We start from the raw sequence: 14,107 nt of genomic DNA, 5'->3' as shown, positions 1-14,107 counted from the left end.
TCTGTTACTTTTTCCAGTTCATTATGCTTATCCATGGCGTTCCCCCACTTTGTCCGTTTCTTTATCTGTTTCTTATTCGGCAAATGGTTCATTTTTCCTTGCCAAGGGTTGCTAAGAACTTTGATTCAACTTATATAGTTCTGATTGTGCTTTCTTTTGAAGTCCAGATAACATGGAATCAAGGCTCTGTGTGCCCTTCAAGACGGATATGAATGCCGAGTTCCCTTCTTTAACAAGGAATTCCCAGATATACGGAATGTTCGAATCATATTTCTCTTTGACCGGAGCCAATCGGTAGAGGCCGCTAAGATCGACTTTATTGCCCCACTTCTTGCAGCATTCGTTGGTCGGCAATCCATCCCCCAATTCGCCATCCTTTACGTACCCTTTGGCAAAATCCTCACTGTGGATGGATTCAATGAACTTCCAAGCCGCATCCGCATGTTTCGACTCGGTGCTAATGCCGAACATATGATTTGCTCCGTATGCCGAACTTATCGGACGAGCGGGATTCACCGGCTCCGACACAACTCCCCATTCGAATTTGATGTTCCTCTTAATCCCGATAAAAAAAAGTGAGTCCTCTACCGTCATGGCAGCGTCGCCTGCTCGAAAAGCATTATTTTTCGTGGTAATTGCCTCTTTCTTGGCAGCTTGGAGCACCATGTCGAAGAGCGATTTCCATTCCTTGGTGTTCAACGTTATGTTCTTGCCGCCCTTGCTCTTATCCTGATATGTCAGGTTATACGAACCTGCGATATCAAAGGCTGCCAAAGAGAATAAGTCATGTTTATAATGGAATCCTGGAGAGCCGGCTTTTCCTTATCCTCCAGCTTACGTATTTCATCACCCGAAAGCAGCGATGTCCCGTTCTGTTTCTGTATCGGGATGACCTTAATTTGGATATTCGGGTATTTGGCCGTAAATGCATTTCCGAACCTCTTGTCAAAAAATCTTGGGATAAGTCCAACTCCTCCTTCTCATTATATAAAAGCAAGCAACCACATTAAGGTAGCATACGCTTTGTCCTACCCGGTAGAGTCAAAATGTCCTGAAGTTGGAAGGTTGAGGTCAGGGAAAAGAAGAGACGTACACGCGAACAAGCCCGATGCTAATCCGCACCGGGCTTGTTCCAATAGAGATTAATGAACCCCGTTATTCTCTTCCATCTGGGCATTGTAAGAATCAAGCTCCGCCTGGCCTCGTTTCTGAATCTTCTGTACGGCCTGCTCAACACTCTGCTTGCCCGCTGCGATCGATTCGAGTTCTTCCCTTACGATATCTGCGAACGATGTCTGGAATTCAGGCGGGACTTGGCGGATTTGACGCAGTTCTTCTCCGCTCTGCGGTTTGATTGAATAGAATACCTCAATATCTTCATGATTGAAGCGGTCTTTATTATATGCGGTACGCGCCAGCAGATTCCCCCCGCCTTTGGTACGAGATTGAGCTTTTGCCCATTCGTCGCTGTTGATGAACTTCACAAGCTCCCAGGCAGCTGCCTTGGCGGTTGAGTCAGCCCCAATGCCATACATTTCATACACAGTGATCTCGTTCGCGGATTGCGGATTTACGGGATCGATCGGAACCGGCACCATTCCCCAACGCAGTGGCTCCTTCGGGGAAGGTGAAGTTTGCATGGTGTGGTTCTTGTCTTCCAACAAACCCATTCTATAATCCCCCGAGACGATCATGGCGGCTCTGCCCGATACGAACAGATCATTGTCCGGCGTCATACTTTGACCAATCGTCAGCTTTTCAGGAAAATAAACAGCATTGGAGGTCATGCTCCGCACCGTTAGCTTCGTTATCCGTCGCCAGCCGTCCGAGTCAAACAGCAATCGTGTCCCTGAAGCATCAATTAATGCGATCTGCTCGGTCTGGGCGATGCGATTCATGAGGCCAAAGATAGAACCTTCGGCAGCGGATTCCTCAGCAAACCCGTATATGCGTTCTTCCGGGGAACCTTCAACCGGGAAGCGTGCAGCTAAATCAAGCAGTTGTTCCCAGGTCATCTTATCCTGGGGAGGCGTAACCCCGTACTGCTCAAATAAGTCCTTGTTGTAGTATACGGCCGAGCTTACGAATGTTGGGGACAGTCCGTACAGCGTTCCGTGGCCCTGCATTTGAATCGCATGGAGAACTGGGGGATAAATCCCGTCCAGCGAAAAATTGTCCCGTTTCATCCATGGTCCCAAATCAATGAGCTTACCCGCAGCCGTCACCGCTTCTAAATCGTTGCCGCCACCAATTCTGAGAACATCAGGCCGTTCCTTCGCGATATGGGCAAGCAATGCCTGTTCATTCTCTTCGGCTGTTAAATCGGGATTATACTCCGGATTCTCGACGAAGTGAAAGTCCACATTCGGATATTTGAGTTGAAACTCCTTGCCGAACCGATTATAGAAGTCCTCCTCTCCCCAAGCGTACATGACTTTTAAGGTAACCGGCTGGTTCGGATCGAAGGGCTCGGTTTCCTTGTCGGCACAGCCTTGCAGCAGCAGGATCAAGCTGAGGAGCAGCCATGCGATGTTCGGTCCACCGCGAAGCAGATCTTTCATGGCTTATTTTCCTTTCTTGGCCCATGCTTTATCTAGTTCTGATTGTGCTTTCTTTTGAAGACTGGCTAACTTGGAATCAAGGCTCTGTGTGCCCTTCAAGACGGATGTGAATGCTGCACTCCCTTCTTTATAGACAAGTTCGTTAATATTGGGAATGTTCGAATCATATTTCTCTTTGACCGGAGCCAACTTGTAGAGGCCGCTAAGATCGACTTTATTGCCCCACTTCTTGCAGCATTCGTTGGTCGGCAAACCTTGCCCAAATTCGCCATCCTTTACGTACCCTTTGGCAAAATCCTCACTGTGGATGAATTCAATGAACTTCCAAGCCGCATCCGCATGTTTCGACTCGGTGCTAATGCCGAACATATGATTAGCTCCGTATGCCGAACTTATCGGATGAGCGGGATTCACCGGCTCCGACACAACTCCCCATTCGAATTTGATGTTTTCCATCTTAATCCCGATAAAAAGAAATGGGTTCTCTACCGTCATGGCAGCTTCGCCTGCTAGAAAAGCCTTATTTTTCGTGGTAATTGCCTCTTTCTTGGCAGCTTTGACCACCATGTCGAAGATCGATTTCCATTCCTTGGTATTGATCGTTATGTTCTTGCCGCCCTTGTTCTTATCCTGAAATGTCAGGTTATACGAGCCTGCGATATCAGAGGCTGCCAAAGAGAATAAGTCATTGTTATAATGAAATCCTGGAGAGCCGGCTTTCTGCTTGAATTCCGCGGCTAACTTCATCACTTCCGCCCAACTCATTTCGTTTTTCGGGTACTTGATCTTGTATTTATCGAATAGGGTTTTGTTATAAAATAGGCCCTTCGCTATAAATGTCGGCGAAAGCGCGTAGAGTTTTCCATTTACTTTCATGGAATTCACAACATTTTTATTCAAATTGGCCAGCTTAATGGATTTGGATTGGGCAATATACGGACCTAAATCGACGAGCTTGCCTTCGGCCACATATTCGTCCAAGCTGTGTGTATATAAGCTTTCCGACAGCAGATCCGGCTTTTCCTTATCCTCCAGCTTACGTATTTCATCACCCGAAAGCAGCGATGTCCCGTTCTGTTTCTGTATCGGGATGACCTTAATTTGGATATTCGGGTATTTGGCCGTAAATGCATTTCCGAACCTCTTGTCAAAAGAATCTTGGGATAAGTCCAACACCTTCAAGGTCACTTTCTCGCTGGCCGCTTCCGTATGGACAGGGAGCATGAGCATAAGAACGCTGCAAATTAGCGTCCATGTCATCAGCTTTGTTTTCAATTCCAACTCCTCCTTCTTCTTGTATAAAAAAGCACGACCAGGTTAAGGTAGCATACGGATTGTCCTGCCCGGTAGGGTCAAAATGTCCCGAAGTTGAAAGTTGGAAAAGAGTCGTGCCTCCCAGAGCTTTCTTTTTCCGTCTTTTCATGGTACATATGAATTTAGAAATCTATTCCAACACAACATTCTATCTATTCTATTGGGGTTGTTTTTAATGAATTTGAGCAACAAACGCTTTTACAAGCTGGATGGGTTGGTGATCCTGGCACGCATCTTATTTTTTGCTTGGACTCTTTTTCTTTTAAAAAATGAACATTTGGGATCTTTTCTTACCATCGATGCCGTCCTATTCATTGTGTTATATCTTCAAGTTCCTATTCTCTTGTTAGCATTTCGTTATCGGGCGTATATCATTGCCGATGTATTGATTACCGGCGGATTTTCCATCTACGCCGCTATAGATCTCGGTTTTTACTTCATGTTCTTTCCGGCGGCGTTCACGATGGGGTATTTTCATAGAAATACGAAGAACTGGGTTGTGCCTATGCTTGCCATTGCGACTCCTCCTGTGGCAGCATGCTTCTCGCCGGATGCGTCTTGTATCGGTGTTTGGCACTTTGTTTTTAGCGGCATGTTTCTACTTCATGGGATTCGGTCTGCGCAAGCTCGGAGATGTTATACGCACGGCCAAGCGCAGACTTGCCGTCATTGAGGAGCAATACGACATTATCGAAAAGCACCCGTTTCAGACGGAACGGACGCTGCGCTTGGAGGAACGCTGCCAAGCGGCGCGCGAGACCACGAAGACGGTCTATCACCTTCTTACGCTGGCAGGGTCTGAGTTGGATGCGCTTCGCCAGCATGTCACTTCAGAAGATGGCATGAAGCGCTTAGAATCGCTGAGAGCATCCATCGTGTCGGAGCGGGATCAGCTTCATGATCAGTTGCGGAGTCTGGAGCAGCCGGGATATGACCTGCCGCTAGAGGCCTTTATTGAAGCGGTCGCAGACGATTGGAGCAGACAAGAGGGCGTTCCCGTATCCTTCCGGAAGCTGGGCAGCGCATTTCCGGTCGATCAGGACACGCAGCAGTTATTGTACCGCTGTGCATGGGAGGCGTTGGCCAATGCCTGTTGGCACGGCCTAGCGGGTTCTATTCACATAACACTGCAATATGCCCCGACGCACATCACGCTGCAGATAGAGGATAATGGAAAGCGGCTTGATTGGCTGCCGTTCGGCTCGGATCTGTCTCCTGTGAAAGAGCGTCTGACCGTGCTGGGAGGCGATATCCATCTTTATGCCGGTGTGGACGGAGGAACGATGATGACCGTAACGGTACCGAGCGAAGCGGCAGCTCCCGTCGAACGGATTGAGATTGTAGTCATGGGGGATTCTCCTGCATGGCGCGAGCATGTCGTGAACCTTTTGAACGAAGAACGGGATTTCCGAGCGATCGCGGCAGATCATAAGGATCAGGCCGAAGAGGTCGTGAAGCATGCACAACCGGATATTATACTGCTGTCCGTACATTGGGATGGAACAGACAGGAGAGATTGGATAGCACGCATCCGGGAAAAAGGGAAGGGAACAGACACCCGCGTTATCGTTATCGTTAACGAAGGGGAGGAACGTATAAAGGCGGCTCAGGCGCTGCGCGGCGCGGTTGACGGATATGCATCGCAAGAGGCTGGCGCGAAGGAATTAGCCGCTACCATTCGATTCGTGCATTGCGGCGGCAGGATGATCACGGAGGGAGGGCATGAACCGGCAGGCCGGCACAGCGGAGGCGCACTCGCCCCATCCGTTCGCGTATCGGGCGAGAATCCGTTCTCGTTGACAAGCCGGGAGATGGATATTATGAAGGGATTAATGCAAGGGCTTCGTTATAAAGCCATTGCGTCCCGGCTGCATCTGTCGGAACGCACGGTGCGGAATTACATGCCTTCTATTTATGCGAAGCTGAATGTAAGCAACCGTGATGAGGCGGTGGAGAAGGCGAGGAAGGAATCGTTGATATCGTGAAGGCAGGCCTATGCGCAAATGCATAGGCCCTGCTCAATTTACAGTGACTGGATCCGATCTTCGAAGCCATTTTCAGGATGGCTCTTTTAGCCACGGAATGCCATCGATTTGTCATGATGCCGAGCGGAAAGGACGCTTCTTCGCCTTGCGGGTCGACGGCAGGTTCGTGACGATGCCGCCGCCGAGGATGGCGATGCCGCCGATCACATGATAGTAGCCTAAGCTCTCATGCAGGAACAAGACACCAGCGACAATCGTAATTAGAGTGGCGACATGACTGAACACGCTCATTTTGGCCGCCTCGAGGACGGACAAGGCATAGTTCGACATGAAGGACGTAACTAAGGAAGAAAGAATGCCCAGATAAAGGACCGACAGTTCTACAAGGGCGATCCCGCCCATCCCGTCATGACCAAGGAAGACCGCGATTATATTATGGGCGCTATCGCGTTCATGTTCCCGTCAGTGCGGCTGACCGCCGACGATATCGAATCGAGTTGGGCCGGGGTCAGACCGCTCATCTTTGAAGAAGGAAAGAGTGCCTCCGAGATCTCGCGCCGGGATGAAATCTGGCAGTCTCCTTCCGGTCTGATCACGATCGCCGGCAGCAAGCTGACCGGATACCGCAAGATGGCGGAGACGGTCGTCGATCTTGTCATGCAGCGGCTGGTGAAGGAAGACAGCCGCCCGTTCGTGCCGGTCAAGACGAAGCGGATGCCGATCTCGGGCGGCGATGTCGGCGGCTCTTTCTTCTTCCCGGGCTTCGTCGAGGCGAAGATGGAGGAGGGGGTCCGCCGCGGTCTGGATGCCGCGCTGGCCCAGCGGTGGGCTCGCATGTACGGCTCGAATGCGGACCGTCTCTTCGCGCTGGCGGAGCGGTATCGCGATGAAGCCGCATCCGGCGGCCTTCCGCTCGAAGTCCTCGTTCCGCTCGTATACGCGGTGGAGGAAGAGATGGCGCTCATGCCGGCAGACTTCTTCATTCGAAGAACCGGCGCCCTGTTCTTCGACATCGAATGGGTCCGGCAATGGAAGCAGCCGGCCATCGAGTGGATGGCCGCTCACCTCGGCTGGACGCCGGAGCAACAGGCGAGCGGTGCCGCAGAGCTGGACCGCTTTCTGCATGAAGCGGTCGTTCCGCAAGTGGAAGCGGCCGTGGAGAATAAGGGAACAGATGGGGACAGGCAGGGGAACCCGGGGGAAACCCGGGAAACTCAGGGGGAACCTAGGGAACTTGGGGAAACTCAGGGAAACCTGGGGAACTCAGGGGAAACCCGGGATGACCTAGTTCTGCAAATCAAGGCATGATATTTTCCATTCCTAGTAAAGTCACTAACACCAAGGCAGCATGGAAATTTATACAGTATATTCATAGTGATGAACATGCAAAAGCAATTTCGAGAGCATCAAAAAATTTGATGCATGTTAGAACGAAGTACATTCAAAATGATGAAGGGCGTCATATGGAAGCTTTTTATAAATTAAAATGGAACCCGGTTTCCACTGGATACAGTAAGATTCCATCTGAGTTTTGGCCAAAGTTTAGAGACATGGCGGCGTTAGAAATATCTCAAGTGTTAGAAGGGAATAACCGTACAGAAGAAGCTTTAAAACGAATAGAGGACCAAGGGAATGAATTGATAAGGCTGGAGCTGCAAAAAAACTGACTCAGATGTTCCTTCTGTACTTATCCTTTGAAGACGCAGGTAACAGCGGTAACAAAGCAATAAAAATTGATTGCAATCTCTTAGAAAGGGCAGATGGATACCAACCATCTAATTAGTTCTAATGAATAGACTTATTAAAATATGTAAATATCTAACCGCTTTAGGTGTAATCATCTTTGGAGCATGGGCTGTCTTTATACAAGGAGATAAAGTCATATACTTGGGCTTCTTGACACTATGCATGTCTCTGCATGTTTTCTCTCAGGCATTCGATTTGCAGGTAAGGGAGAAAAATAGAGTACAGGCAGTCACTTCATTTATAGTGGGTGCTTTAATATTAATCATTTCAATGCTTATTATTTTTGATATCATGAACTGATACCCAACATGCCCTAGCCTTGAAAGCAGGGCATGTTGTTTTTCCTGCATACACAAAATAATGAAGCAAAATGGAACGAAAAGTGTTATTATGGAATATAAGTAAATTATTTTTGTACAAGACTTCAACCCCATCATTGAAAAGCATCACGGCTTGAGCAGCCGTCATTCCTTGGCGCTCCTTTCGTCCTCCTCACTTAACTCCTTGAATTTCAAAATAGCTCTGCGGAATGCGCCAGGGACAGGCACTCCCAGCTTAATTCCGTTCTCTAATATACTGATAAGACCGTTAGCAATATAAAAATAAGTGACTGCGTCTTGAAAGTAATGCGTCTGGCCCAAAACGATATCCATATGATGCGCGATGGCAATCAATAGAAACATAAAGATTGTTCTTGCAATGCCGATCATGCCTGCCCTGTTATGTAGTTCGCCTCTTACTTTCGATATGACTATCCCCGCAATAGAATCGATGACAACAATGACAGTGAGTACCTGCAATAGAGAATTCCATTGGCCATATAACATGCTGATGCCGCCTTCTGCAACTGCTGCCATACACTTCAATAAGCTCTCCATGCTGCAAACCTCCCTTTTTAGTAGGATGTACACATATAGGAGATAAGACAGAGCGATCTACAACCTTCCGCGAGGTTTGAAGTATGATCATATAAATGGTTGTAAAAACATTCAATATATTTCCTTAATTTATGAGTAAATGATAATCGTGGAGGTGATTAGGATGTCTTCTGTGCCTACTTATCGACATTATCAACAGGAGTTAAAGAGGATCGCATGGAGACTTCAGTATCGTGCCAGAGTAAAGCAAAATCGGGAAATGGCTTTGAAAATTGAAATTGTAATTGGCTCAAGCTTCTCAGAACAATCGGATTCAAATCTATTTATTCATGAGCTGCTAAGCTCCCTTACATCCAACAAGGCCAGACATATTATGAGCGAAATATATATTCACGACAAAAGCGAAAAGGAAGTGGCGCTAGACATGAAATTAACCCAACAGGGGGTGAATAAATGGAAAAGGAGTTCCCTCAAAACGTTATCACAGAAACTGAATTCCTGGAGTTGATTCAGAGGGCACAGGACGATGACAAGGAGGCCATGTTGCAGATTATCGAGCTCTACGAACAGGAGATGATCGATCTTAGCCGCTACATTAAAATGCCGAAGGAAGATGCGCTGCAGGCCATGACAACCGGATTAATCGAACTCATTAAAAGGGGAAAAGCGAATGCATAATTGGATGTGATAGGGCCTTCAGCTGACGTTGGAGGCCTTTGTTTATGCTTAAGGAATGTTTAAGCTCTATGAAGCGATAAAAAACCTACCTCTAAACGCGGTCACTCATCTTGGGAAGTCTCCTTTGATAGAGGTTTTTTTATAACTAGGTGTGTGTCTGATCTCTTTGTGATTTAACTAGAGCGTGTCTTCAAACCTAATTTAGCCATAAAAGAATAGAGGCCAGCGATAAAAGGCCGCAAAGGAACAGGCCAGCTTATCATAGCGAGTAGCCAGTCTGCGATAATGTTTGAGTTTGTTGAACAAGCATTCGACCAAATGGCGTTCTTTGTATAGCCGCCAATCACACGTTTGTTGAATTTTGCAGCGTTTTCGGCTGGTAATAACGGCGACTGCTTGCTGCTTCTCAATGAGTTCCAGAACGTTGTTCATGTCGTAACCTCGGTCGGCAATCACGGCCTTGCCGGTGAAATCCATATCTTGAAGCATTTCATATCCTTTGACACAGTTGTGACAATTGCCGGCGGTCAGTTCAAAGCGCAGCGGATTTCCCAGCGCGTCTATAGCTGCATGTATTTTGGTCGTTATTCTGCCTCTGGAGCGTACGAACGCCTGTAATTGCTGCCCCCTTTTGCCCCGCTCCGTGCTGGTGAACACGAAATATGGTGGCATCGATCATGATATTTTCGAAGTCGGGGGATATAGAGACGTGCTCCAGAACTTGATCCCAAACGCCAGCTATTTGCTAGCGGCGAAAACGGGTATACATGGTCTTCCATGAGCCCGAATGGTCATGCAAATCCCGCCAAGGCGCACCGGACCGGGCCGGGCCACCTATAACATGGCGTTTAGCATCATTCGACTGTCCTTGGCTTTTCGTCCGCCTTGGGGGGGGCGTTCCGGCGGTAGTAGATCTTTGATTCGCTCCCATTGATCATCGCGTATTTCGTATCGCCTTCTCATACGCTAAGTTCACCATGTTTTGGATCGTTTTTATAGTTTGAAGACACGCTCTAGTAAAAATCCTATTTCACGCTAATACGGACGGGCATCAACAAGCTTTGTGAAGCTTCCAGTATTGACCCTGATAGATTTGCAACAATGAAGGAGGTGGTAATGTAATGTATGATTCATTTGTTCTGGTCCATAAGCTGGATAATAAATCTTATGGGGAATACGAGCAAGTCGGTGTGGCATCTAAGGCAGTCAGGGAACAATTGCTTGTTCTGGTACTATGGGAAGCCTACACACTTTTGAATGGACATGTCTCATTGGAGTGGCTTGAGGAAGTGCGGGCGATTATCGACGTAGAGCGGTCTAATAAGTATGAACACCTCCTGAATCTTAGTTGTATGGGAGAGTGAAATATTTGTGTATAGATTCAGAAAGAGTATTTCAAATTTCTCTTGTTTCTCCAGGAAAGATAGATTTTATGAAGCAAATTATTAAGAGAAGTCGAAAATATAATAGTGAGCTTAGAATCGAACTGGACTCGAAAGAACCACGTAAGGCAAAACTCAAAGATTAATGTCATCAGCATGTTTAGGAGGAATATATGGTGGCTACGGTTCTAAAGTCTCTTCTGGTCACGCTAACAGTATACTGAGGCTTTTTTTTTATTTTTATTTTTCTCTGATCTGTCTTGGAATGCATAATAGTGCCTTTACATTCAGGCGTGAAATCTATATTATTCATTATAGGAATAATTAGTTATTACTGGAATTTGTATAAAAATATAACAATAACTACGCTAGGAGGCGGCACTGTGATGAGAGAAGGGTATGAACGGGATGATCTTTTTATTAATGAATTATGCGATACATATTTCAAGCCGGTATATAAATATTGTAAAAAATTAATCAAATCGCAACCGGAACTGATGGACTTTGCCGATGAATGTACGCAAAATACCTTTCTCGAAGCGAGAAAGCAAATCTCGAAGTTAAAAAGGCACCCTAATGTGGAAGGATGGCTATTCACTACGGCAAGGAATTTTATTAACCTTTCATTTCGGGCCATGTATATCAAAAAGAGGCGCGAGGTTATCATTACGGATGATATCAATTACCGATTGGAGTTGCAGGATAATGAAATCGATCAGCTTGTCGAAAATGCGGTCGATGTGGATGAATTGTATCATGAAGTGTTAATGAAGTTGAGTTCGAGCGAATACGAACTGTATACGGATTATTATTTAAAGAAAATGTCAATCGCGGAGCTGACCCGGAAATATGATGTTTCGGCTAACGCGATAACGACAAGAATTTACCGGATTAATAAGAAAATCAGAAGCATCGTTCAGACTCTTGTGGTGAGTCTGGATATCTGACAAAGCCCTGCAAATCATCAATCCGCCGCTATTCAGGGGGGGATACAATAGTTCAATCGCAATGGGGCAACCCCATTGCGATTGAAAATAGATTCATCCGACTTCCGTCAAATAATCGATTGCAACCCAACCAGAAGCATTATGTTTGTAGCTATATACATTTATCCAGGCATAGCCGTCCGCGTATACAGGATCTTGACGGCCTCCGTTTACCATATCGCCCTTATTAAGCAAGCCAAGCACTGTCCCGGATAATGAAGGCTTGCTTCGTAATCTAACTCCATTTTCCTTTATTTCATACGTGGCACTTAGAAGGACCAATCCGCCATCGGCGGTTACAGCATGCTGCTGATTATTCACATTGGCAGGAGGATTACTTTCCGCTGCATATGCACCTTGGGCCAGAACTGCCATACAAGCGATTGCCAACGAGAAGCTCGCAACTTTTTTGAACATTTGAACAACAACTCCTTTTATATGATAATGGGTTCCATTTTCTATGATTGCGAGGTATCAGCGAGAGAATATGATGAGAATGACTGTCTGGCCAGGTGATCGGATGCGGAACATATCTCTACCTCCTTTACATCGTTTTGGGTTCGCGATTGACTGGAAGGATGAGATATAACCCTTCATCAATAACATTGCATATGAATTCCTAAATTACATAAAAATTATGAACAATTTTCAAAAAAAGATTATTTATGGATGTAAGGCGCATTTTATAGGGAGGGGAGGTTTTTTATGCATCATTTTATTTCCAATATTATGGACTAAGGATATACTTAGGGGGACAAGCTAGCGTAACTAACGTATATGGAGGGTAACGAGTTAGGCGAAACCGTTTTGAGACCTTTCAATACGGCATCACCTAACACCATATTCGTGCTGCAAGTGAAAGCAATTTCTTAATAGATAAGATTTTTAAGGAGAAATTAAAATTTTTCTGTATCAAACATTTTGTAGCTATGTTAAGAATGAAGTCAACTGTACAGATTGTTCATTCAACGGGGGGCACTAAGTTGGTTAACATAAACATTCTTAACGGATTATCCTTTTTTGGGGCGGTTGAATTACTTCTTGAAGAAGGATACTGCGAAGAAAACGTCATTGAGAAGGAACATGAAGAGTGCGATAAATTGTTTCTGTATCCCTATACACTCTATGATCACAATAAAAAAATCGTAGACGAAATCTTCCGTGCGGAGTATTGCATGAAAGATGAAGATGGTGAGTTTGAGGATTACAAAAGCTTCTGGACCAGGTTATGAACATAACACGAACGGAAATTTCATTCCTAATACGTTATGTGCAATTCCTGAATGAAAATTACAAAGGATTGAAATCAGACTATGAAGAAGATACTTTTCGAATTGGTAGATGAAGTGACAGATGAAAAATCCTTTTTACACTTTATTAATGAACTTAGAACTGGACAGGATAAACCAAAAAGAAGAGTGGGAGAATGAATCGCTTGAAGCCTTTCTAGAATCCGCATATGAATACGAATATTTACATAGTAGAAACAGAATAGACCTTATTATTGGCGATCGGGAGATAGATATTTTACCTAGCAAGACAATGGGGATTAAAACATGTTTGTTTCAGGATAATACCCCAGGAGCAGATTATTATTTATCGGAATATAAAGATTTTTTGGCTCTTCGCTCTACTGGATGGGTAAAAGCACAGTTGCTAGTTTCATAACCCTTCCCGTTAAGAGAATTTCAGAACTTGGTACAGCCCTCAAGAAAAACACTTGACCGCTGTACCAAGTTCTGAAGTAGGGTTTCAAGGCGGTTAAGCTGCGATCGGTTGGCCCAACCAATCCATTCTCGCAGATATACATCTGCTAAAATATGTGGAGTGCTCCAGAAATCCTGAAACGACAATTTCAAACGGTATGCCCTTCCTGTTTGCAAATTGCTATCTTTTAAGCGTAGTAAAGTTTCCTTTTGCTCAGCCTTGAGATTAACTTCGTTTTTCAACCAAATGTATTTTGTATGTTTCAATTCCGGGCTGCTTCTGCTCTTGAATTCGAACCTCATCCACGGCTTCACCCAAGAGCTTCATCACATGGAATTTGTAAAGGTAATTCGGCGTCTGGGAAGTATTCTTCAATGCCTCGGATAAAAGCGGGAGACATGTCGCAACAGATTTCTTCAATTTGCTGCGCGGTAGCGCCTTTTGCCGTCATATGCAACTTGAAGCGTTCTAGCGTATCCTTACCTTTTCCCTCTGTAGCTACTGGCACTTGCGTCACCTTGTTGCACGATCGGCATTTTACTCTTGGTAATCTGGCATGCATGAAGGTTTTCCAATTCCAGAAGTCGAGGTGTCTCCATTGCTTCTTCTCGGTATCATATGCCTTACAAGCAGATCCGCACAAGGGACAGGCGAATGTGGTTCCTCGCTCGAAGTCGATGTACAGATGCCAAGCTTGATCTCGGCCTTCAAATTCAATATGTGCAAGTTTCCAGGGTTTTTCCAACTGTAAAGCTATATTGAACATATTCATAATCAGTTGGTCATTACTACTTATCGAATTCCACATCAAATACCATCCCGCCCTATTAATTGTCTTAATGAGCAGTGTCGTCAACATTTCTATTTAGC

General features: G+C 45.7%; 17 protein-coding genes and 2 pseudogenes. 9 read left to right on the top strand and 10 right to left on the bottom strand.

The features are described from left to right. Positions 1-111: 111 nt before the first annotated feature. The 3 genes from LQV63_RS15260 to LQV63_RS15250 form a co-directional block, all read right to left on the bottom strand. On the bottom strand, positions 112-774 hold the full coding sequence (locus LQV63_RS15260) for a type 2 periplasmic-binding domain-containing protein (protein ID WP_233697364.1): 663 nt from the start codon (positions 772-774) through the stop codon (positions 112-114). A 368-nt stretch (positions 775-1,142) separates the two neighbouring features. Beyond that, a complete protein-coding gene (locus tag LQV63_RS15255; RefSeq protein WP_233697363.1) occupies positions 1,143-2,561 on the bottom strand; it encodes an ABC transporter substrate-binding protein in 1,419 nt (472 codons plus the stop codon). Positions 2,562-2,564: 3 nt separating this feature from the next. Further along, positions 2,565-3,836 (bottom strand): ABC transporter substrate-binding protein, encoded by a 1,272-nt coding sequence (locus tag LQV63_RS15250; protein WP_233697362.1) that lies wholly within the window; start codon positions 3,834-3,836, stop codon positions 2,565-2,567. Positions 3,837-4,050: 214 nt separating this feature from the next. Between LQV63_RS15250 and LQV63_RS15245 the strand changes: the two genes are divergently transcribed. After that, positions 4,051-4,548, top strand: coding sequence for a hypothetical protein (locus LQV63_RS15245; RefSeq protein ID WP_233697361.1), 498 nt, complete (start codon positions 4,051-4,053; stop codon positions 4,546-4,548). Continuing rightward, positions 4,481-5,860, top strand: coding sequence for a helix-turn-helix transcriptional regulator (locus LQV63_RS15240; protein ID WP_233697360.1), 1,380 nt, complete (start codon positions 4,481-4,483; stop codon positions 5,858-5,860). Before LQV63_RS15245 ends, LQV63_RS15240 begins: the two co-directional genes overlap by 68 nt. Positions 5,861-5,971: 111 nt before the next feature. Here LQV63_RS15240 and LQV63_RS15235 read toward each other — a convergent pair. Then, a pseudogene (locus tag LQV63_RS15235) lies at positions 5,972-6,238 on the bottom strand (EamA family transporter); the annotation flags it as partial. Here LQV63_RS15235 and LQV63_RS15230 point away from each other — a divergent pair. Both LQV63_RS15230 and LQV63_RS15225 read left to right on the top strand, forming a co-directional pair. Then, a pseudogene (locus tag LQV63_RS15230) lies at positions 6,239-7,009 on the top strand (glycerol-3-phosphate dehydrogenase C-terminal domain-containing protein); the annotation flags it as partial. Positions 7,010-7,164: 155 nt separating this feature from the next. Next, the gene (locus LQV63_RS15225; protein ID WP_233697359.1) at positions 7,165-7,527 is read left to right on the top strand and encodes a type 2 periplasmic-binding domain-containing protein; all 363 of its coding nucleotides are present in this window, start codon (positions 7,165-7,167) and stop codon (positions 7,525-7,527) included. Positions 7,528-7,873: 346 nt separating this feature from the next. On the opposite strand, the gene LQV63_RS15220 is transcribed toward LQV63_RS15225, so the two are convergent. Both LQV63_RS15220 and LQV63_RS15215 read right to left on the bottom strand, forming a co-directional pair. Next, positions 7,874-8,074, bottom strand: a complete 201-nt coding sequence (locus tag LQV63_RS15220) for a hypothetical protein (RefSeq protein WP_233697358.1) — start codon at positions 8,072-8,074, stop codon at positions 7,874-7,876. Next, positions 8,071-8,484, bottom strand: a complete 414-nt coding sequence (locus LQV63_RS15215) for a phage holin family protein (RefSeq protein WP_233697357.1) — start codon at positions 8,482-8,484, stop codon at positions 8,071-8,073. The genes LQV63_RS15220 and LQV63_RS15215 overlap by 4 nt, the downstream gene beginning before the upstream one ends. Before the next feature lie 453 nt (positions 8,485-8,937). Between LQV63_RS15215 and LQV63_RS15210 the strand changes: the two genes are divergently transcribed. Beyond that, positions 8,938-9,162, top strand: a complete 225-nt coding sequence (locus LQV63_RS15210) for a helix-turn-helix domain-containing protein (RefSeq protein WP_233697356.1) — start codon at positions 8,938-8,940, stop codon at positions 9,160-9,162. Positions 9,163-9,363: 201 nt separating this feature from the next. Here the strand turns inward: LQV63_RS15210 and LQV63_RS15205 are convergent, their stop codons facing one another. Beyond that, positions 9,364-9,834: an IS5 family transposase gene (locus LQV63_RS15205; protein ID WP_233697355.1), complete on the bottom strand. Its 471-nt coding sequence runs from the start codon at positions 9,832-9,834 to the stop codon at positions 9,364-9,366. A gap of 449 nt (positions 9,835-10,283) precedes the next feature. On the opposite strand from LQV63_RS15205, the gene LQV63_RS15200 reads away from it, so the two are divergent. Continuing rightward, positions 10,284-10,526 carry a hypothetical protein gene (locus LQV63_RS15200; protein WP_233697354.1) on the top strand — a complete coding sequence of 81 codons (243 nt, stop codon included), beginning with the start codon at positions 10,284-10,286 and terminating at the stop codon, positions 10,524-10,526. A gap of 404 nt (positions 10,527-10,930) precedes the next feature. Then, a complete protein-coding gene (locus tag LQV63_RS15195; protein WP_019419414.1) occupies positions 10,931-11,491 on the top strand; it encodes an RNA polymerase sigma factor in 561 nt (186 codons plus the stop codon). Positions 11,492-11,584: 93 nt separating this feature from the next. Here the strand turns inward: LQV63_RS15195 and LQV63_RS15190 are convergent, their stop codons facing one another. Further along, entirely contained in the window at positions 11,585-11,947 is a 363-nt protein-coding gene (locus LQV63_RS15190) for an SH3 domain-containing protein (RefSeq protein ID WP_019419413.1), read from the bottom strand. Positions 11,948-12,513: 566 nt separating this feature from the next. Between LQV63_RS15190 and LQV63_RS15185 the strand changes: the two genes are divergently transcribed. Continuing rightward, positions 12,514-12,762, top strand: coding sequence for a hypothetical protein (locus tag LQV63_RS15185; RefSeq protein ID WP_019419412.1), 249 nt, complete (start codon positions 12,514-12,516; stop codon positions 12,760-12,762). Between the two features lie 121 nt (positions 12,763-12,883). Further along, on the top strand, positions 12,884-13,198 hold the full coding sequence (locus tag LQV63_RS15180) for a hypothetical protein (protein WP_233697353.1): 315 nt from the start codon (positions 12,884-12,886) through the stop codon (positions 13,196-13,198). A gap of 20 nt (positions 13,199-13,218) precedes the next feature. Here LQV63_RS15180 and LQV63_RS32070 read toward each other — a convergent pair whose 3' ends face one another. Further along, complete coding sequence (locus LQV63_RS32070) at positions 13,219-13,539, bottom strand: transposase (RefSeq protein ID WP_407672927.1); 321 nt, start codon at positions 13,537-13,539, stop codon at positions 13,219-13,221. Positions 13,540-13,547: 8 nt separating this feature from the next. Then, positions 13,548-14,045 (bottom strand): transposase family protein, encoded by a 498-nt coding sequence (locus LQV63_RS15175; protein WP_233697352.1) that lies wholly within the window; start codon positions 14,043-14,045, stop codon positions 13,548-13,550. Positions 14,046-14,107: the final 62 nt, after the last annotated feature.

Origin of the sequence: Paenibacillus profundus, assembly GCF_021369635.1 — a bacterium.
Classification (GTDB): Bacteria; Bacillota; Bacilli; order Paenibacillales; family Paenibacillaceae; genus Paenibacillus_B; species Paenibacillus_B profundus.
This window is presented reverse-complemented; position numbering and strand designations above follow the sequence as displayed.